At 61.0% G+C, this 18,497-nt stretch carries 17 protein-coding genes; 4 read left to right on the top strand and 13 right to left on the bottom strand.

The genetic code is table 11. From position 1 onward, the window contains the following. The first annotated feature begins 111 nt into the window (after positions 1-111). Both guaA and imm45 read left to right on the top strand, forming a co-directional pair. Complete coding sequence (gene guaA, locus QE444_RS19885) at positions 112-1,689, top strand: glutamine-hydrolyzing GMP synthase (protein ID WP_263259443.1); 1,578 nt, start codon at positions 112-114, stop codon at positions 1,687-1,689. A 536-nt stretch (positions 1,690-2,225) separates the two neighbouring features. Further along, entirely contained in the window at positions 2,226-2,579 is a 354-nt protein-coding gene (gene imm45, locus QE444_RS19880; protein WP_309741218.1) for an Imm45 family immunity protein, read from the top strand. 21 nt (positions 2,580-2,600) lie between these two features. On the opposite strand, the gene QE444_RS19875 is transcribed toward imm45, so the two are convergent. The 13 genes from QE444_RS19875 to QE444_RS19820 all read right to left on the bottom strand — a co-directional run bounded on the left by QE444_RS19875 (position 2,601) and on the right by QE444_RS19820 (position 16,723). After that, on the bottom strand, positions 2,601-3,092 hold the full coding sequence (locus QE444_RS19875) for a GNAT family N-acetyltransferase (protein ID WP_309741215.1): 492 nt from the start codon (positions 3,090-3,092) through the stop codon (positions 2,601-2,603). Between the two features lie 422 nt (positions 3,093-3,514). Further along, positions 3,515-4,030, bottom strand: a complete 516-nt coding sequence (locus tag QE444_RS23705; protein ID WP_405046450.1) for a GNAT family N-acetyltransferase — start codon at positions 4,028-4,030, stop codon at positions 3,515-3,517. A 90-nt stretch (positions 4,031-4,120) separates the two neighbouring features. Continuing rightward, a complete protein-coding gene (locus QE444_RS19870) occupies positions 4,121-4,603 on the bottom strand; it encodes an HIT family protein (protein ID WP_309741212.1) in 483 nt (160 codons plus the stop codon). 248 nt (positions 4,604-4,851) lie between these two features. Next, a complete protein-coding gene (locus tag QE444_RS19865; RefSeq protein ID WP_309741209.1) occupies positions 4,852-5,763 on the bottom strand; it encodes a hypothetical protein in 912 nt (303 codons plus the stop codon). Positions 5,764-6,184: 421 nt separating this feature from the next. Then, positions 6,185-7,471 carry a hypothetical protein gene (locus QE444_RS19860; protein ID WP_309741206.1) on the bottom strand — a complete coding sequence of 429 codons (1,287 nt, stop codon included), beginning with the start codon at positions 7,469-7,471 and terminating at the stop codon, positions 6,185-6,187. Positions 7,472-8,055: 584 nt separating this feature from the next. After that, complete coding sequence (locus QE444_RS19855) at positions 8,056-10,002, bottom strand: EAL domain-containing protein (protein ID WP_309741203.1); 1,947 nt, start codon at positions 10,000-10,002, stop codon at positions 8,056-8,058. Positions 10,003-10,415: 413 nt separating this feature from the next. After that, positions 10,416-11,093, bottom strand: coding sequence for a type 1 glutamine amidotransferase domain-containing protein (locus tag QE444_RS19850; RefSeq protein ID WP_187980055.1), 678 nt, complete (start codon positions 11,091-11,093; stop codon positions 10,416-10,418). A 146-nt stretch (positions 11,094-11,239) separates the two neighbouring features. Next, the gene (locus tag QE444_RS19845) at positions 11,240-12,490 is read right to left on the bottom strand and encodes a hypothetical protein (RefSeq protein ID WP_309741199.1); all 1,251 of its coding nucleotides are present in this window, start codon (positions 12,488-12,490) and stop codon (positions 11,240-11,242) included. Between the two features lie 177 nt (positions 12,491-12,667). Continuing rightward, positions 12,668-13,843: a chromate efflux transporter gene (chrA, locus tag QE444_RS19840; RefSeq protein WP_273861347.1), complete on the bottom strand. Its 1,176-nt coding sequence runs from the start codon at positions 13,841-13,843 to the stop codon at positions 12,668-12,670. Between the two features lie 10 nt (positions 13,844-13,853). Next, complete coding sequence (gene arsC, locus QE444_RS19835) at positions 13,854-14,279, bottom strand: arsenate reductase (glutaredoxin) (RefSeq protein WP_187980052.1); 426 nt, start codon at positions 14,277-14,279, stop codon at positions 13,854-13,856. Next, entirely contained in the window at positions 14,276-15,361 is a 1,086-nt protein-coding gene (gene arsB, locus QE444_RS19830) for an ACR3 family arsenite efflux transporter (RefSeq protein WP_280305965.1), read from the bottom strand. Before arsB ends, arsC begins: the two co-directional genes overlap by 4 nt. 45 nt (positions 15,362-15,406) lie before the next feature. Next, entirely contained in the window at positions 15,407-15,730 is a 324-nt protein-coding gene (locus tag QE444_RS19825) for a helix-turn-helix transcriptional regulator (protein WP_187980051.1), read from the bottom strand. 69 nt (positions 15,731-15,799) lie between these two features. Further along, positions 15,800-16,723 (bottom strand): LysR family transcriptional regulator, encoded by a 924-nt coding sequence (locus QE444_RS19820; protein ID WP_309741189.1) that lies wholly within the window; start codon positions 16,721-16,723, stop codon positions 15,800-15,802. Between the two features lie 65 nt (positions 16,724-16,788). On the opposite strand from QE444_RS19820, the gene QE444_RS19815 reads away from it, so the two are divergent. Next, complete coding sequence (locus tag QE444_RS19815; RefSeq protein WP_309741186.1) at positions 16,789-17,322, top strand: N-acetyltransferase family protein; 534 nt, start codon at positions 16,789-16,791, stop codon at positions 17,320-17,322. Beyond that, positions 17,322-18,482 carry an MFS transporter gene (locus QE444_RS19810; RefSeq protein ID WP_309741184.1) on the top strand — a complete coding sequence of 387 codons (1,161 nt, stop codon included), beginning with the start codon at positions 17,322-17,324 and terminating at the stop codon, positions 18,480-18,482. The genes QE444_RS19815 and QE444_RS19810 overlap by 1 nt, the downstream gene beginning before the upstream one ends. Positions 18,483-18,497 lie beyond the last annotated feature (15 nt).

Raw genomic sequence — 18,497 nt, 5'->3', positions numbered from 1 at the left:
GGTTTGGCCGACGCGCAGCGGACTTCTAACAGGCTCTTAGTTCTTACGTTGCGATTCGGGGCTGTCTTACAGCCCCGAATCGTCTGAACCTAGCGCTATCGAGACCTGGCCATGTCCCAAGACATCCACGCCCACCGCATCCTCATCCTCGACTTCGGCTCCCAGTACACCCAGCTCATCGCCCGCCGCGTGCGCGAACTGGGCGTCTATTGCGAGCTGCACCCCTTCGACATGGACGACGCCGACATCCGCGCCTTCGCTCCGCGCGGCATCATCCTCGCCGGCGGGCCCGAGTCGGTCCATGAGGCCGGCAGCCCGCGCGCACCCAAGGCGGTGTTCGACCTGGGCGTACCGCTGTTCGGCATCTGCTACGGCATGCAGACCATGGCCGAGCAGCTCGGCGGCAAGGTCGAAGGCTCCAACATCCGTGAATTCGGCTATGCCAAGGTCGACGTGGTCGGCAAGAGCCGCCTGCTCGAAGGCATCCAGGACCACCTCGACGACGACGGCGTGCTCGGCCTGGACGTCTGGATGAGCCATGGCGACAAGGTCGGCAAGCTGCCGGAAGGCTTCCACATCGTCGCCAGCACCCCGAGCTGCGCCATCGCCGCCATGGGCGACGACGAGCGCGGCTGGTACGGCGTGCAGTTCCACCCCGAGGTGACCCACACCAAGCAGGGCGGGCGCATCCTCTCGCGCTTCCTGAAGGACATCTGCGGCTGCGAAGCCCTCTGGACCCCGGCCAACATCGTCGAGGACGCCATCGCCCAGGTGCGCGCCCAGGTCGGCAGCGCCAACGTGCTGCTGGGCCTCTCCGGCGGCGTCGACTCCTCTGTGGTCGCGGCCCTGCTGCACAAGGCCATCGGCGAGCAGCTGACCTGCGTCTTCGTCGACAACGGCCTGCTGCGCCTGCACGAGGGTGACCAGGTGATGGCCATGTTCGCCGAGAACATGGGCGTCAAGGTGATCCGCTCCAACTCCGAGCAGCGCTTCCTGACCAACCTGGAAGGCGAAGCCGACCCGGAGAAGAAGCGCAAGATCATCGGCCGCACCTTCATCGACGTCTTCGACGCCGAAGCCAGCAAGCTCGACAACATCAAGTTCCTGGCCCAGGGCACCATCTACCCCGACGTCATCGAGTCGGCCGGCGCCAAGACCGGCAAGGCCCACGTCATCAAGTCCCACCACAATGTCGGCGGCCTGCCCGAGGAGATGAACCTCAAGCTGGTCGAGCCGCTGCGCGAACTGTTCAAGGACGAGGTGCGCAAGATCGGCCTGGAACTGGGGCTGCCCTACGACATGGTCTACCGCCACCCCTTCCCGGGTCCGGGCCTGGGCGTGCGCATCCTCGGCGAAGTGAAGAAGGAATACGCCGACCTGCTGCGTCGCGCCGACGATATCTTCATCAGTGAACTGCGCAAGGCCGACTGGTACCACAAGGTCAGCCAGGCTTTCGTCGTCTTCCAGCCGGTGAAATCCGTCGGCGTGGTCGGCGACGGCCGCCGCTACGCCTGGGTCGTCGCCCTGCGCGCGGTGGAAACCATCGACTTCATGACCGCCCGCTGGGCCCATCTGCCCTACGAGCTGCTGGAAAAGGTCTCCAACCGCATCATCAACGAAATCGACGGCATCTCCCGCGTCACCTACGACGTCTCGAGCAAGCCGCCGGCGACGATTGAGTGGGAGTGATCCCGCGTCCGGCATAGACCGGTACGTCTAGCAGAAGAAACCAAAAGCCCGCGTAATTGCGGGCTTTTGGTTTTTGGTTTTTGGTTTTTGGTTTTTGGCTTTTGGCTTTTTGATGAGGGTGAATCCTGGCAGGCTCTACGAATTGCGCCGCACGGCCAGCGATCATACGTCGAGCGCGCCACAGGAGTGTCTAGACTCTTAGGTGGAAAGTTGCATCTGACTTGACCAGCCATTTGCATCGGATGTGACTAACCCCACGGGTAGGTCTTGACCGGCAGGAATCGACCCATAGCAGCCATTCGCGAAGGGCGGCTAGCAGCCAAGCACGGCCTGCACCGAGATTCGGCAAAGCCTGTCGGGTCCGCCATCTGGAGGCCCAGGCTGTGGTAGTAGCGGCGCTCCTCAGGTTCGTGCTGGCCGGTCTGAACGCTAACTAGGAGCGTGGAGCACAGTGCCCCCTGCTAACGCAGCTTTTCGGCTACCCGGGCCAAATAGGTTGGGGCGCGTCCTATAGGGCACAATCTATCGTCCGCAGGATGGAGTGGAAGCCAGTGACAAAGCTTATCGATTGCGCCAGCGATGCTTTTCAGCGTGGAAGCGTGTTTAGGGCCCCTGGGAAATACCCGTACGAAGCAACGGTGGATTTCATGGTTTTCGAAACACTGGAAGAAGACCGCCGTCTTGGATTGATGGTTACCACCGGCTATAAAGCTGGCTTGACCCTGGTTCGTCTACCTGTCGAGAGCAACCATGGTACGTGTGGGCTGAGCAAGGAATGGGTGATAACAAACTGGGCCAAGTGGATCTATCCAGACTGCGATGTATCGCAGGTAGCCGTCTTTGAGGGCTATGAGCCAGGGGTCAGTATTAGCGCCCATGGGTTGGCATAGGACGGCCAAAAGCGGCCATTATTAAGTTATGGATTTGGCCATTTCCGAGGTTCCCACCCAGCCTATTTGCTCGTACACGGGCTTTCCAACCTGAGTTGCGTGTAGCACGGCGTAGGTGATTCCTCTTCTAGCAAACTCAGCCTCAGCGATTTGCATCAAAGCAGAAGCCAGGCCCCGACGACGGTAGGTCGGCTCGACAAATACATTGAGCACGTAGCCACGCTGATCCATGGTTGGGTGCGATGGATGGGGTGGCCAGTCGATGGTCATGAGACCGATAGCTCCTACAACCTGATCGGCATCGCAGAGTGCAAATCCGTAGTACCGACCGTCATCCAGCCGCTCCTCCAGCCATGGGAGAAAATGTCCAGCCATAACTAGTAATTTGTCCGGATCTCCTCCAGCTTCAAGGAACATTGTTTGACGGTGCAAGTCAATCATCTCGGCGTCATCTGGCCCAAGAGGTCGGCATTCAAGGCCGGAAAGCTCGATACGTCCTTGTGGTTCGATCATCAGCGTCTCGTTTTGGGATAGGTATCGAAGATAAAAATTTTTGGCATTCACGAGCGCAGTGGCGACGCTTCGCGCAGCAGGGATAGGATATCGAAAGCTTGGGGACACGCCTAAGCATGTTTTTTCAGCAGCCGGAAAAACCGGTACACATAAGAGTGGACGATACCAGCCGCCGATCGATGAGCTTCATCTGGAGTGTCCGAAAACGAACCAAAGCTGCCGTTGGCGGGGGGCAGATACCGGCCAAACAGGCTGCTATCAGCGTTTGCTCTAACGTCTCGTCGAGCACAGGGGCATAGCAGTGTCTATGAAATTAGGGGCAATTCACAATCATCAATTGCTTCGGAATTACGTATATTCATAATCGTCTAGGCATCACACATTGACATTGTCAGCCCTGAGCCGAGCGATCTGAATATTGGTCAGAGCGCTAATCGCATTTTAATGGGCTGCTCAATCTTGCCGCACGCCAGAGTGCACGGCGGAAGGTCTTCCAGGCGGGTAAAACCAAGCTTTTCGTAAAGTGATCTGGCTGGCTTGTTTGACTCAAAGACACTGAGGTCCACCGAAGTGAAGCCCGCACCTCGACAATGCTCAATTACTGCCGAAAGGAGAGCTGAGCCGTGGCCATTGCGGCGATATTCCCGTTTCACTTGCATCCCCAGAACACCGATGCTATCGCTACCGCCAGGTCGGCAGCAGCTTTCCGGGTAGGCCTCCGCCGAACCCACTATTTGACCATGATGTTCTATAACGTATACAGGCCAGCATTTTTTTACCGCTTGCATTATTGCTCGCTCTATTACCTCTAGCGGGGGCGGATTTGATCGAGCCGAGTAACTGCCTTCGGCGTTCACTTCACAAAAAAGCGAGTGAAATCCTTTAATGTCACTTAGGGTGATTTGCCGAACTTCCAAATTTACCTCGTCAATAGTCATCGGTACATGGCTAACTGAAGATCACATCTGGGCGCCTAATATTGAGTAATAGCTTAGCAGTCTCCTGACCTTCTGGGTCCGCGACCGCATTTAATCAAAAGCACTGCGCAAGGCGGCGATAACTTCATCAACACAGGGGCCTTGTATCGGTGGCGGCACAGCGCGTTCACAAAATTCCCGCCAGACAAACAGCATCAGTTCTGCCCCGTCTGTTTGCAGTAGCGCGCTATCGATGGAGCCGAAGGTTTGAAGTAGCCTGTACCTTTCGTCCAGCCAGAATAAGGCCTCCACCCAGTCATACACCGGGATGAAGTGGAAGTGAATGGAGTAACCCGCATCATGCCCAAAGCGACCAAAATACAGGTGTTTGGGCTGAAGATGAGCTTCGATGGCATTTTGGATTCGCGCCTGCAACACACCCAGCTCTGCTTGCGCTTCGATCGGCAGCGCTGACAGGGAATTGGTCAACTGTTTTGCGCTGAGCATCAGGTAGCCCGCCAACGCACTATCCATCCGGTGGTTGAGAATCCAGTGCTTGGATTGATAAATGATGAAGTTTGACGGTATGTCCATGGGCCTGCCTTGAGTGCATCCGACCGAGGGTAGCATTGCGACAGATCAATGTCTGTTTTCGGCCAAAAGCCGCCGGTGCCATAGGGCCGCTAGCGGCCCTAAACGGTCATTCAATGTGTCTACAAAAGTAGCGTCGATTCAAACCTGATTTAGATGAAGCGCACGCTAGCGACGTTTATTACCCCGTTGAGCTCCCATCCAATTGAGCTCATCATTCTTCGGAAACTACTCATTTAAATTTGTAATTTTCAAGCCTGCAACTGGTCGCCAAAAACCTTGAGAAATCTATCGAGATTATTTTTCGTAGATGCGAGCACATCTGCTGCTTGCACTACATCAAACTGACGATATAGAAACACTTCGCACATCAAAGAATATGCATACATAAATAAAAAGTAAGCGTGGGCATATGTCTTAAGTGTCGCTTTACTTGACCTAAATGGAGGGCGTACACTTCCATGAAAGCGCTCATTTCTAAATTGCGGGAGAATTGTACTTATCATTAGATGAGAAACTTCATCGGCAGAGAGCTGGTATGTGTTCGCACCCACTGTGACTTCTCTTTCGGATATTATAATCTTGAGCAGCCCTCCAAGTTTCCTTTGGGTTTCAGCTCTTTTGCTCGGAGTAAGCCATCCACTGTCGTATTTATTGTGGATATCACTAAGCAGTCCCGCGCCCAACGTGCTTTTCACTCTTTTGGTAAAGGCTTCGGAATGCTCGTTTGGGTTGGAGGTGCTGTCGAGAATCCTTTTCGCAAAGAACTCGCAAGTTTGCAAAGGGATATATGCGGCTAAGTTATGATGCGACCTTGAAGTGAAGCTGCTATTTGATACATGTAGTGAGAATGCGGAAAATCTAGATTGATTAGCAGGAGTTCCAGGGATGGCCTTCACTCGGAAAAATTCCGCATCAAGCGCTTTCCATACTTGATCAAACGAAAAATCAGGACGGAGAGGCAGATAATCCAGCGAATCGATACAGTGCGAAAGAAATGTCTGGAAGTTGTGATTGTCGGAGTGTTTTACCTGAATCGGAAGAAAGACAGATGCCAAATTATGCTTCGCAAGACGTTGAGTTACGGATTCTTCCGTAGGAAACAAAAAACTTGCAGGCCAAACATTGTTGAATTTTGTTCTGGTCTCACTTGCATTTGACATAGAAATCCTTAATTGTATGTGTTTTTCAATCAGGCAATATAATCAAGATCTTGATTTAAGCATTTTGCTGCATAAAGTTACTGACCTCTTGATTGAATGCATCTCAAGCTAATTTCAGTAGCTTGAAGGCGACATTGCAGTCGATTTTTGCGTTCATTAGACGAGTGTCTATATGCCATTCTCGGTTATTTTATTCTAGTCACAATTGGCGGCTATACGCCCACGGCAACCATCTGATACGTAGACATCAATCGTCAATTTCTGTCCTCCACGACAGACATCAATCGGCCAAGGGCTGACTGTTGTTACCCGCTGAAATCGACTAAAAGCGGTTCTTCGAAACCGTCAACGCAAGTAAGACCGATTCAATCAGGGGTATGCTGAGCTACAAGCCCCATCAGCAAAGTAAGGGACATGGTCCTTACTCTGCCTCGTACACCCCTTCAGCTTCACCCACTTCTGCAATGATCTCTTCCCATGGCCAGCGGATGGTGGCAAATCTTCGATACAGTAGCAACTGTCGGTCTACAACGCTGATTAGCTCGTTATGAGAGTCATACGCTAGTACCAGTCCTCGGCCGTCCTGGTCTACTTGGAGCTGAGGAAACTTCAATAACACGGTTTTCAGGTTGGGTAATTGAATACGGCTCTGCCGGGTATGAGCTACAGCATGAATGCTCTTGGCGCTGTAGCCTTCGGTGAGAGATTTATCATCTGCGGCCATGATGGCCGCCATTGCATGGGCATAGATCCCCGTCGCATTACTGCGTGTTCTAATACCTTCACTAACTCGTCTAGCAAAATTTTGATAAAGCTGGTTGAGTTGGTCTGCTACGTGCATAGCAGAGTCCTGAACCTTTGAGGCATCATCAAGAACAATCTCAGTGCCCTCGGGCGCTGCTTGGGTGATACCCAGCTCATCATCGATATATCGCAGTGCGAGCTTCTGAAGTAAGCCAACGCTGCCGTAGGAAATCTCCGCCAACTGAGATTTGATCTCTCTCTTCATCCTCAAATTCAAGGCAAGGCAGCCTTTGTCTAGCACGTTACCCAACTCTTCGTCTGACCAAGTAACTGATAGTTCTTCTATTCGGTCTGAAAGATCAGTGTTGAGGGTGATAAGCATGTTTGAACTTATCCATACTCCAACCACCACCACAAACGTTCGATAGTCCCATAGCGTTTTGAGATCGAAAGAGAACTTTTTCTGCTCAAGCTCGGGAAGATAGTGAAAATCTTCGATTACGAGCGTCCTGCCTGACCCCCTGATCAGGGCAGCCACAAACTCTAAGTCGGTCGCGTCCTTGCCAACACTTTGGTTTTTCGTGGTGTTGACTTCGGAGTAGTTTGCTTCGCCGCCACCTTGGACCTTTGCTAAGAGTTTCATGCCAGCTTCACCCGAAGCCGTGATTTTTCCTCCAAATGCACTGGAGCTCGTACGTTCAGTCTCAAGTTGTATATCAAGTCGTGAAAGGGCATCTTTGTATATGTCGACTGTCGTGTAATTGAATCGACATTGGACTACTATCGGATTTTCAAGAACGCGCTGTCGCAACCATGATTTGCCGGATTTAGATGCGCCGCGAATAGCAACATGGGTCTGTTTTCTATCTAGCAATTTACGTAGTGCTTGGTCGAGTTTGCCTCGATCAATGTACGAATGCTCTTGCACTGCGGGCTGTATTCCAAATACATCATGTACGTTCATATCACCTCCCTTATGATTCCCACATCCTATCCTTTGGCCTAATAAGCTGCAATTGGCTATCTGATAGAAACTGCTCATGCCTTGGGGTCGCGGCTATCCAGTAACGTACATCAAAGGTTCGTCGTTTCAACCAAGGCTGAAAGCTTGGAAGATGTTGAGGGAATGAAGGGGCGAGCCCTCGTCATCATCTTGGTAAACTTCGGGCATGACAGCTTCTAGCCGCTAGCCGCCCTACGCTAACGGCTGCTTTGGGTCGATAGCGGTCGCTTGTCGACGTCCGCTTCTTGTCGCCAGCAGCCATGGGCTGATCACATCACGGTATTCATGTTCTAGGCCCGGCGGGCCAAGTGTGTCGCGTAAGCGAGTATGTCTCTATCGGCTTTCCGGGGGCTTCAGGATTGCAGGGTTAAGCCCATGCTCAACGGCCTAACCTAAACTTCTTGAAGATTCTGAATGAAGTGGCATGAGTGCCTAAGTAACCCAAGCAGAGCAAGGTGTTGAGGGGTACGGTTGTGAACGGGCGTGGCTGAACCAGAGGTCGCTGCCTGGACAAGAGCTCGCGTCGCACCTGATACCTTTGCGAATCAAACCGCCAACACCTCAGCCAAATGCTCCCCTTCCAACCAACCCCTGATATCACTCGCGCGCATAGGCTTGGCGAACAGATAGCCCTGGGCCCAAGTACAGCCTAGATTCTTCAGCGCCCCCAGTTCCGCAGCGGTCTCCACCCCTTCCACGATGCATTCCAGCTGCATGTCCTGGCACAGGGCGATCAGGGATTTGACGATCTTAAAGCTGGCCGGGTCGAGGTGAAGGTCGGTGACGAAGGTGCGGTCCACCTTCAGTTTGGTCAGCGGCAGGGCGTGGATCTGGCTGAGGCTGGAATAGCCGGTGCCGAAGTCGTCGAGGGAGATGCCGCAGCCCAGTTCGCGAAAGCGGCTGATGGCGCGCTGGGTCTGGGGCAGGTCCTGGATAGCGGCGGTTTCGGTGATTTCCAGGTCGAGGCAGGCCGGGTCGAAGCCGCTGTGCTTGATCAGTTCGACGATCTGCTGGGCCGCCTCTTCCGAGCCGCAGTCGTGGGCGGAGAGGTTGAAGGCCAGGCGGATGCCCGTGGGCCAGCGCACGGCCGCGTTCAGGGCCTTGCTCAGCAGGGGCAGGGTGAGGCGATTGACCATGCCGACGCGCTCGGCGGTGGCGATGAAATCACCCGGTGGCACGTTGCCCAGCTCCGGGCTTTCCCAGCGCGCCAGGGCCTCGAAGGCCACCGTCTGCTTGCTGTGGATGTCCACGATGGGCTGGAAGACCATGTAGAACTCGCGCTCCAGGTCGGCTCGGCGCAGGGCCTGTTCGGTCAGGCCTTCACGATTGAGTTGCTGGCGATGGGCGGTGCTGAACAGGCAGGCCGTGCCGGGGCGGTGGCGCTTGCTCTGGTACAGGGCGTAGTCGGCGTGTTCATAGACGTCCGTGGCGGTAAAGGCTTGGTCGGGAAAGGTCGCGATGCCCAGCGAGCCACTGATCTGGATGGGCATGTCCACCAGCAGGAAGGGCTCGCGCAGGCTGGCGCAGACCTTTTCGCCAAAGGTCCGCAGCTGCTCGTCGTTCAAGACCCGGGTGATGATGAGGCTGAATTCGTCGCCGCCCAGGCGGGCCAGGTGGACGTCCTCGTCGAGCCGTCCGCTCAGGCGCTGGCCGACCTGATAGAGCAGCCGGTCGCCCACGCTATGGCCATAGATATCGTTGACCGGCTTGAAGCCGTCCAGATCGATCAGGCCCACGGCCAGGCGGGTCCCCTGCGCGCGCGCATCGGCCAGCAGGCTATCGAGGCGGGCAAAGAACTGCCGGCGGTTGGCGAGGCCGGTCAGGCTGTCCTGATTGGCGAGCTTGAGATTTTCCTCGCTGAGCTTGGCTGTTTGCGCCTGCATGTTCACCAGGCGGGTGAAGTCACCGTATTGCGCCTTGAGGATGACCAGCATGGCGATGGACACCAGCAGGACGTCGATCGCCGTGGCCACGAAGGTGCTGATGGTGGTGGAGGCGAAGAACACCACGAAGGCGGTGTTGACCACGGCGGTGGTGGCCAGGGCCGCAGGCAGCAGGTGCATCATGCAGAAGATGCAGCCGATCACGGTGATCGCCATGTAGAAGCCCACATGCGCCTGGGTATAGCTGTCGCCATAGGGAAACAGTGCCAGCGCCCAGGCGGTGAAGGCCGAGGCCACGATGGGCGCGAGCCTGTTGGTGCGCTTCAAGGCCGTCAGCATCTGCGCCGGACTGCGTGGCTGATTGCGCGTGCGGAACCATTCGGCCGCCCGGATCACGCCGAAGAGGGTCATGATCAACGGGCAGTAGAGCACCAGCCAGCGTGGCGCGACGGCGTAGTGGGTGCCGGCCAGCATCAGGGTGTTGGTCAGCAGGATGAAGTACATCATCGGCAGCTGGCGCGACAGCGCGAGGTATTGCGCCTTGACCAGGCCGGGATTGTCCTTGGGCACGGACATCAGGACGCGCACGCCGAGCAGGATTCTCTTCATCGGGCAATGCTCTGAAAATACGACCAGGTAACCAACTGCACGGATATCCTTTCCAGCCTGGGCGGAGCAGGGTTGAAGGCTGCGCTCATGGGAGGGTGTCGGCTGGCGCTTGGATTTCTGCAACCTTGGCGACTAATGGCACTTTGATCTTGTTCGAATTGCCAATCGTCATAGTTATAGGCGAGGCGAGCGCTGGTGAACAGCCTCGACGGTTGCCGGCGATCAAACGCTTGGCGTAGACCTCCAGTTGTCGTTCAGCGATGAAGACAGGGGCACCTGGCCGGTCCGCCTGAGTAGTCGGGAACGGGACGCAGCCTTGTGCTCAGCTCTCCCGCGCAGGAGCGGCCAGGTTGGTGGTGATGGACCTCAACGAAAAGCCCGCCATTAGGCGGGCTTTTTCAGGTTCGGGTTGCTCAGCCCAGCTTGGTCAGCAGGGCATCCGCCGCCGCTTCCGAACTGGCCGGATTCTGGCCGGTGACCAGGTTGCCGTCCTCCACTACGAACTCGCCCCAGTCCGGGCCTTTTTCGTAGCGGGCGCCAAGCTTCTTCAGCTCGTCCTCCACCAGGAAGGGCACCACGTCGGTGAGTTGCACGCCGGCTTCTTCGCTGTTGGTGAAACCGGTGACGGTGCGGCCCTTGACCAGCGGCGTGCCATCGGCGGCCTTGACGTGGCGCAGCACGCCAGGGGCGTGGCAGACCAGGCCGAAGGGCTTGTTGGCCTGGGCGAAGGCTTCGAGCAGGGCAATGGAGTCGCGGGATTCGGCGAGGTCCCAGAGCGGGCCGTGGCCGCCGGGATAGAAGAGGCTGTCGTAGTCCTCGGCCTCTACCTTGGCGAGCTTGACGGTATTGGCCAGGGCCTGCTGCGCCTCGGGATCGTTCTTGAAGCGCTCGGTGGACTCGGTCTGGGCGTCGGGGGCGTCGCTTTTGGGGTCCAGCGGCGGTTGACCACCGGCGGGGGAGGCCAGGGTGATCTCGGCACCGGCATCCTTGAAGACGTAGTAGGGGGCAGCGAATTCTTCCAGCCAGAAACCGGTTTTCTTGCCGGTGTCGCCGAGCTGGTCGTGGGAGGTCAGGACCATCAGGATCTTCATCGCGCGTTCCTCGTGTTCGGAAGGGTATCGCTAGACAGACCCTGGGTTCCTGCCGTGAGTGCCCGGCTCTTGTGGTAAGACACGAGTACCTCACAGAAGCGGCCGGCGAGCCGCCCGGTTGGGGCGGCCGTGGCATTCAGGGGCGATCAGCCCCAGCCAAGCGTGCCGCCCGGCTCATAGCGCTCACGAGCGGAGACGGTGCTGGCGACGTCATCGAGGTTATGAACGCCTACCAGTTTGATCAGCGAGTCCAGGTTGTCGACCTGGCCTTCGTAGCCTGCGTCCCGGAAGACATAGGTGTCCTGGCCGTAGTGGAAGACGGCGGCATTAACCAGGCCGGTGGTGGACTGGGTCACGGTGTTGAGCGCGGCGAACAGGCTGGTCGCCTTCGCCAGGGCGGCGTCCTGGATGGTGACCACGGCTTTCTCGTCGTACACCGCGAAGCCGAAGATGATGTGGTCATCGTTCGCGTTGTAGTCGGTGACCGTCACATGGTTGGCGGCCAGGGAACGGTTGGCGGCGGCGCTGCTACTGCCATCGAAGTTGACCAGACTGGGTTCGAGGCTCAGGTAATCGGGCCCTTCGCCCAGGGTAATGGTGGCCCCGTGACCGTAGCTGCCGCTCAGGTTGGCGTTGTGGGCGGCCACGCCTTTGGTGAACAGCAGGTCCACGTAATCGTTGCCAGCGCCGGCGTTGATGGTGACATCAGCCTGCTGGATATGGGCGCTGATCTGATCGCTACCGGCGCCGGTATCGACGGTGATGGCCTTGACCCGCGAGTGGGCGAGGGAGGCGACGCTATCCAGTTCCGCGGCGGCGATGGTGCTGACACTCACCGAGTCCTTGCCGCTGCCGGTGATCACGCTCTTCAGGAAGGCGCTCTGGCTGGCATAGGTGTAGTCATCGCCTTCGGTGTAGCCATGCAGGAAGTCAATCGACAGGCCGGCAGTGGAAGTAGAGCCGTCGAAGGTCTGCAGGCCATCGAAGTTGTCCAGGGTGATGATGTCGCCTTCATTGAACTGATTGGTCGGCACGTCGGTGAGGCTGACGGTCAGCTTGGCGATGCTCGAATCCAGGGTGCTGTCGCTGGTGGTGGCGCCGCGAGTATGGCCTTCGAGGCGGGTGATCTGGTCTTCCCAATGACCGGTCAGGGTCAGTTCGTTCAGGGTCGAGCCGGCCGCATAGTGCGGGCCCTTGGCGTCGAAGGTCTTGGCGAAGCCGACGTATTCGGGCGCGGCATTGATATCCAGGGTAAGGCGCGGCTGGCTCTGGAAGGCGTAGTAGGTAACGCCATCAAAGGTGCCGGCCGGCTTGGCGGGCGCGGCGGCCAGGGGCGCCTTGGCAAGGGCAGCGGTGAACAGGGGGGCGGTGGTGTCCAGGGGATTCTTGTAGGTCATGGCGGTCATCCTTAATGCAGGTCAGGCCGAGCGCTCGCTGGACACGTTCTCGCGCAGGGCAAGACGTTTCATACAGCTGAACGTCACGCCGACAGTGCCTAGCTTTCCACGGAGCTACAGCGAACCACGCCGCAATTTCATCGGGCCACTAGTGGCACGCCGCTAAACGGTAGTGCGCTAAAAGTTCAACAACCAGGCGGCCAGAACGACCAATAGCGCGATCAGCACGGGCGACCAGCGGGTGCTCAGGAGCAGCACCAGGGCCAGCGCGGCCAGCGCGACGTCCAGCGGGCCGCGGATGCCTCCCGTCCAGACCGGATCGTAGAGGGCCGCCAGCAGCAGGCCGACCACCCCCGCGTTGAGTCCGGTCAGGGCGCGTTGCCAGCCGGGGTGCTGGCGCAGGGTCTGCCAGAAGGGCAGGGCGGCGAGCAGGATGAGCGCGCCGGGCAGAAAGATCAGCAGGGTCCAGAGCAGGCCATTGAGCCAGGCGGGCAGGGTGGCGGGCACCAGGGCACCCAGGTAGGCGGCAAAGGTGAACAGCGGTCCGGGCACCGCCTGGGCCAGGCCGTAGCCGGCCATGACCTGACCATCGCTGACCAGGCCGACGGGCACCACCACCGCCTGCAGCAGCGGCAGCACCACATGGCCGCCGCCGAAGACCAGGGCCCCCGCTCGATAGACACCCTCGGCCAGGTGGCTCCAGGCGGGCAATAGCAGCAGCGGCAGCAGGAACAGCAGCAGGGCGACGACCCCAAGGTGCCGGGAGAGTCCGGTTCGCAGGACCAGGGCCGGCGGCGTGGCGGTCGGCGCCAGTGCCAGGCGACCGACCAGGGCGGCCAGGCCCAGCCCCAGCAGTTGCCCCGCCGAACCGGGCAGCCAGAGCGCCAGGCCGGCGGCGACCAGCGCCAGGACGCGACGCGGCGTATCCGGGCACAGGCTGCGGCCCATACTCCAGACCGCCTGGGCCACCACGGCCACGGCGAAGACCTTGAGGCCATGCACCGCGCCCGAGTCGGCCAATCCCGGAAAGTGGCCAAGGCCCAGGGCGAACAGGATCAGCAGCAGGGCGGAGGGCAGGGTGAAGCCGAGCCAGGCTGCCAGCAGACCCCAGCCGCCGGCGCGCCCCAGTCCTAGGGCCATGCCGACCTGGCTGCTGGTCGGACCGGGCAGCAGCTGGCAGAGCGCGACCAGCTCGGCATAGGCGGCTTCATCCAGCCATTGGCGGCGGGTGACGAAGGCCTGGCGGAAATAGCCCAGGTGGGCGATGGGCCCGCCAAAGCTGGTGCAGCCCAGGCGCAGAAAGATCATGAAGACCTGCCAGGCGCTGTCCTTATCGCGGGCGATGTCGCGCATGGCGGCCCGATCAGCCGCGCGGCGTCGCAGAAGGAGCCACCACCTCGCCGTCTTCCTTGACGAAGGGTCCGCGCTGCGGCTCGGGCAGGATCTCCAGCACCCGTTCCGAGGGGCGGCAGAGCCGCGTACCCAAGGCGGTCACCACGATGGGCCGATTGATCAGGATAGGGTGCTGGAGCATGGCGGCGATCAGGGCCGCGTCATCCAGCCGCGGATCGTCCAGGCCCAACTCGGCGTAGGGCGTACCCTGCTGGCGCAGCAGCTCCCGTACCGGCATGCCCAGGTCGGCGATCAGCCGCTCCAGCTGCGCCTGGTTGGGCGGTGTCTCCAGGTAGTGGATGACCGTCGGCTCGACGCCGCTGTTGCGAATCAGGCCCAGCACGTTGCGCGAGGTGCCGCAGGCGGGGTTGTGGTAGATCGTGACGGCGTCGTTCATGGGCGATCTCGACGGGAGGAAAGGGCGCCGCGTTCGTACCAGCCGCGCGAGCCGTTCACCAGGCGCACGACCAGCAGCATCAGCGGTACCTCGATAAGGACCCCCACCACGGTAGCCAGGGCGGCGCCCGAGTGGAAGCCGAACAGGCTGATGGCGGCGGCCACCGCCAGTTCGAAGAAGTTGCTGGCGCCGATCAGCGCCGACGGACAGGCGACGCTGTGGCTCTCGCCCACCAGGCGATTGAGCCAGTAGGCCAGGGCCGAATTGAACAGCACCTGGATCAGGATGGGCACGGCCAGCAGGGCGATCACCAGCGGCTGCGCCAGGATCGCCTCGCCCTGGAAGGCGAACAGCAGCACCAGGGTGGCCAGCAGGGCACCCATCGAGAAGGGCCCCAGGCGGGCCAGGGTGCTGTCGAAGGCGGCCTGGCCCTGGCGCAGCAGCGTGCGCCGCCAGAGCTGGGCGAGGATCACCGGCAGCACCAGGTAGAGGATCACCGAAAGCAGCAGGGTGGCCCAGGGCACCGCGATCGATGACAGGCCCAGCAACAGACCGACGATAGGCGCGAAGGCGAACACCATGAGGGTGTCGTTCAGTGCGACCTGGGACAGGGTGAACAGCGGATCGCCCTGGGTGAGTCGACTCCAGACGAAGACCATGGCCGTGCAGGGCGCCGCCGCCAGCAGGATGAGTCCGGCGATGTAGCTATCCAGCTGCTCGGTCGGCAGCCAGGGCGCGAAGAGCTCCCGAATGAACAGCCAGGCGAGCAGCGCCATGGAGAAGGGCTTGACCGCCCAGTTGACGAACAGGGTGACGCCGATCCCGCGCCAGTGCTGGCGGACCTGACCGAGGGCGCTGAAATCCACCTTGAGCAGCATCGGCACGATCATGATCCAGATCAGCAGGCCGACCGGAAGATTGACCTGGGCCAGCTCGATCCGGCCGATGAAGCGGAACAGGCCCGGTGCCAGCTGGCCGAGGGCGATGCCGGCGACGATGCAGAGCGCCACCCAGAGGCTGAGGTAACGCTCGAAGGTGTTCATGGCGGGTGCTGCCGGTGGGCAGGCGTGGGGACTGTGCATGGCGGGCCTGGTCGGATGATCGGTGGATGGGTGCGGGTCAGCGGATCAGCAGGCACAGCGCGGCGATTCGCTGACCACGCAGTCGCCGCCGGCGCAACAGTGCTCGGTCAGATAGCCGAGCAGCGCATTCATGTGCGCGTAGGCCGCCCGATAGATCAGGTTGCGTCCCTGGGACTCCACCGTGACTAGACCGGCATTGGCCAGTTCCTTGAGGTGGAAGGAGAGGTTGCTGCGAGCCACCTCGAGCTGGTCGGCCAACTGGCTGGGCATGAGGCCGGCCGTGCCGGCGACCACCAGGGCGCGGAAGACCCTCAGGCGCTGGGCATGGGCCAGGGCGGCGAGGGCGGATACGGCGAGTTCTTCCTGCATGATTCGATAATTCAATGATCGTTGAATTATCGAATCATAAGCCGTGGCGGCCGCCTGGTCGAGCCCTGCTCAGCGACGCAACCGCCGGAGCGCTTCCAGCACCTGCTGCAGCGGGCGGCTCAGGGGTTTGTCGCGGCGCAGCACCAGGGCCAGGGTGCGGGTCAGGGGCGGCGCCAGCGGCTGGACCCTCAGACCGTGGCGATGGTGCTCGGTGGCCACGGCGATGCCGGGCACCAGGCTGTAGCCGAGGCCGGCGGCCACCAGTTCCTTGAGCGCCTCGATGCTGCCCAGCTCCATCACTGGCCGGCTGGCCTGGCCGGCGCGGCGGAACCAGTCGTCGATCAGCAACCGGGTGCTGCTGCCGGTCTCGAAGGCCAGCAGCGGCGCCTCGGCCAGTTCCGCCGGGGCTAGCGCACCTGTCGGTAACGGACTGGCAGGCGGCAGCAGGGCGACGAAGGCATCCTCCAGCAGCGGCTCCACCTGCAGGTTGCGGCCACTGGCGGGCAGGGTGACCAGGCCCAGGTCGAGGCGGTTGTCTTCCACTGCCCGCAAGACGTCCAGGGTGTTGCCGGTGCTGACCCGCACATCCAGCTGGGGAAAGCGCTGGCGCAACTGGCCCAGCAGCGGCGGCAGGAGATGGATGCAGGCGGTGGCGCCGGTGCCGATGGCGACCCGACCGCTGACCGTCTCGCCATGGCTGGCCAGGGCCTGCAGGGCCTGGTCCACCGCCGTCTGGATCTGTTCGGCGTGGTCAAGCAGCAGACTGCCCGCGGCGGTGGGCTTGAGTCCCCGTCCCAGGCGCTCCAGCAGCTTGAGACCCAGGCGCCGTTCCAGCTGGCGGATCTGCAGGCTGACCGCCGGCTGGCTCAGCCCCAGGCGATCGGCCGCAGCGGAAAAGCTGCCGGTGGCGACGACCTGGACGAAGGTCTGCAGCTGGGTGAGATTAAGGTCGGCCATGCCAAGGTTTCGCTTATACCGGTGATAACCAAGCATAGCTTTATCTTTGGCTGGCCGTCCCGGCATGATCGCTTCATCGACCTCGCGAATGGACCTCTCCCGTGAACACCGCTCTGCAGTTGCGCGATGCCACCCCCGCCGATCTGCCGGCCATCCAGGCCATCTATGCTGAACACGTGCTGCGCAGCTGCGCCAGTTTCGAGCTGGAGCCGCCGGACCTGGCCGAGCTGGAGCGCCGGCTGGCAGCGGTGCGCCAGGCCGGGCTGCCTTACCGGGTGGCCGAACGGGACGGCGCGGTGGTGGGCTATGCCTATGCGGTGCTCTATCGCCCGCGACCGGCCTATCGCCATACCGCGGAAGACTCGGTGTATGTGCGCGACGGCCTGGGTGGCCAGGGTATCGGCCGGCGGCTGTTGGAAGAGATCGTCGCGGCCTGCACGGCGGCGGGCTTTCGCCAGTTGGTGGCGGTGATCGGTGACAGCGCCAACCAGGGCTCCATCGCCCTGCACCAGCGCCTGGGGTTTCGCACCGTTGGCACCTTCGAGGCGGTGGGTTTCAAGCATGGGCGCTGGGTGGATACGGTCCTCATGCAACGTAGCCTGGCTGAGGGCGAGCGGACCCCGGGTACGCGCTGATGACGCCGATGCCGAGCGATCGCGCCATCTGGCAGCTGGGGCTGATGCAGTTGCTGGCCTGGGGGCTGGCCTTCTATCTGCCGGGTGTCTACGGCCCGGCGATGGCCGCGGGACTGGGCTGGGACGCGCGCTGGGTCTATGGCGGCTTTTCCCTGGCGATGCTGACCATGGGGCTGGTCTCGCCCTTCAGCGGCGCGGTGATCGAACGCCTGGGCGGCTGTCGCACCCTGCAACTCGGCCTGGTGCTCGATGCCCTGGGTTGCCTGGGCCTGGCGGCGGCCCAGTCGGCGCCGCTGTTCTACCTGGCCTGGGTGACCCTGGGCGTGGGCATGCGCCTGTCGCTGTACGACGCCGCCTTCGCCACCCTGGCGCGCCTGGCCGGCGAGCGCTCGCGGGCGGTGATGGTGCGCATCACCCTGCTCGGCGGGCTGGCCTCGGCGGTGTTCTGGCCGCTGGGGCACTGGCTGCTGGAGGTGCTGGGCTGGCGCCTGGGGCTGGTGGTCTATGCCAGCATCGCCCTGGCCGGCGTGCTGCTGCTCTTGCCGCTGCCCAATGTGCGTGGGCGCTTGCCCGGTGCCGAATTGCCGCCCGCGGCAGGGGGCGGCTCGCCGCGCCTGGCCGGCGTGCTGTTCGCCACCGGGATGGCGTTGATCGGCTTTCTGTCGGCGGGGCTGTCGGCCCATCTACCGGCGCTGCTGGCCGAACGCGGGGTGCCGGTGGGGGTAGCGGCGCTGTGGGGGATCGGCCAGGTCTGCGCGCGGCTGGCGGAACTGGCTTCCGGCCAGCGGCTTTCGGCGCGTCAGCTCAATCTGGTGCTGGGCCTCGGCCTGCCGCTGAGTTTCGCCCTGGCGCTGGCGAGCGAAGGCCATCTCGGTCTCACCGCCGGCTTCGTCTTTCTCTATGGCGCCCTCAACGGCCTGGTGGCGGTGCTGCGGGCCAGCCTGCCGCTGGAGTTGTTCGATCGGGCGCTCTATGCGCGCCTGACCGGCAAGCTGCTGGCGCCGAGCTTCCTGCTCTCGGCGGCCGCGCCCTGGTGCTATGCCCTGGCACGGGAGAGCTGGGGTGACCGTGGCCTGCTCGGGCTGTGCCTGCTGGTCAGCCTGGGGGTAACCCTGGCGGCGCTGGGGCTGCTCGGGTGGCGGCGTCCGGCGCCGGCCTGAGGCGGGCGCCGGTCC

It is taken from the genome of Pseudomonas sp. SORGH_AS_0199 (genome assembly GCF_031453735.1).
Classification (GTDB): domain Bacteria; phylum Pseudomonadota; class Gammaproteobacteria; order Pseudomonadales; family Pseudomonadaceae; genus Chryseomonas; species Chryseomonas aestiva.
The sequence above is the reverse complement of the archived record's forward strand: the minus strand, read 5'-3'. Positions and strand labels throughout refer to the sequence as shown.

What these genes read in the sequence shown, in the direction of transcription:
- QE444_RS19845 (WP_309741199.1), bottom strand. Translation starts at nt 12,490, where the DNA reads ATGACCTACAAGAATCCCCTGGACACCACCGCCCCCCTGTTCACCGCT.
- imm45 (WP_309741218.1), top strand. Translation starts at nt 2,226, where the DNA reads ATGGAGTGGAAGCCAGTGACAAAGCTTATCGATTGCGCCAGCGATGCT.
- chrA (WP_273861347.1), bottom strand. Translation starts at nt 13,843, where the DNA reads ATGCGCGACATCGCCCGCGATAAGGACAGCGCCTGGCAGGTCTTCATG.
- guaA (WP_263259443.1), top strand. Translation starts at nt 112, where the DNA reads ATGTCCCAAGACATCCACGCCCACCGCATCCTCATCCTCGACTTCGGC.
- QE444_RS19825 (WP_187980051.1), bottom strand. Translation starts at nt 15,730, where the DNA reads ATGCAGGAAGAACTCGCCGTATCCGCCCTCGCCGCCCTGGCCCATGCC.
- QE444_RS19860 (WP_309741206.1), bottom strand. Translation starts at nt 7,471, where the DNA reads ATGAACGTACATGATGTATTTGGAATACAGCCCGCAGTGCAAGAGCAT.
- QE444_RS19865 (WP_309741209.1), bottom strand. Translation starts at nt 5,763, where the DNA reads ATGTCAAATGCAAGTGAGACCAGAACAAAATTCAACAATGTTTGGCCT.
- arsC (WP_187980052.1), bottom strand. Translation starts at nt 14,279, where the DNA reads ATGAACGACGCCGTCACGATCTACCACAACCCCGCCTGCGGCACCTCG.
- QE444_RS19850 (WP_187980055.1), bottom strand. Translation starts at nt 11,093, where the DNA reads ATGAAGATCCTGATGGTCCTGACCTCCCACGACCAGCTCGGCGACACC.
- QE444_RS19875 (WP_309741215.1), bottom strand. Translation starts at nt 3,092, where the DNA reads ATGATCGAACCACAAGGACGTATCGAGCTTTCCGGCCTTGAATGCCGA.
- arsB (WP_280305965.1), bottom strand. Translation starts at nt 15,361, where the DNA reads ATGCACAGTCCCCACGCCTGCCCACCGGCAGCACCCGCCATGAACACC.
- QE444_RS19870 (WP_309741212.1), bottom strand. Translation starts at nt 4,603, where the DNA reads ATGGACATACCGTCAAACTTCATCATTTATCAATCCAAGCACTGGATT.
- QE444_RS19855 (WP_309741203.1), bottom strand. Translation starts at nt 10,002, where the DNA reads ATGAAGAGAATCCTGCTCGGCGTGCGCGTCCTGATGTCCGTGCCCAAG.
- QE444_RS23705 (WP_405046450.1), bottom strand. Translation starts at nt 4,030, where the DNA reads ATGACTATTGACGAGGTAAATTTGGAAGTTCGGCAAATCACCCTAAGT.
- QE444_RS19810 (WP_309741184.1), top strand. Translation starts at nt 17,322, where the DNA reads ATGACGCCGATGCCGAGCGATCGCGCCATCTGGCAGCTGGGGCTGATG.
- QE444_RS19820 (WP_309741189.1), bottom strand. Translation starts at nt 16,723, where the DNA reads ATGCTTGGTTATCACCGGTATAAGCGAAACCTTGGCATGGCCGACCTT.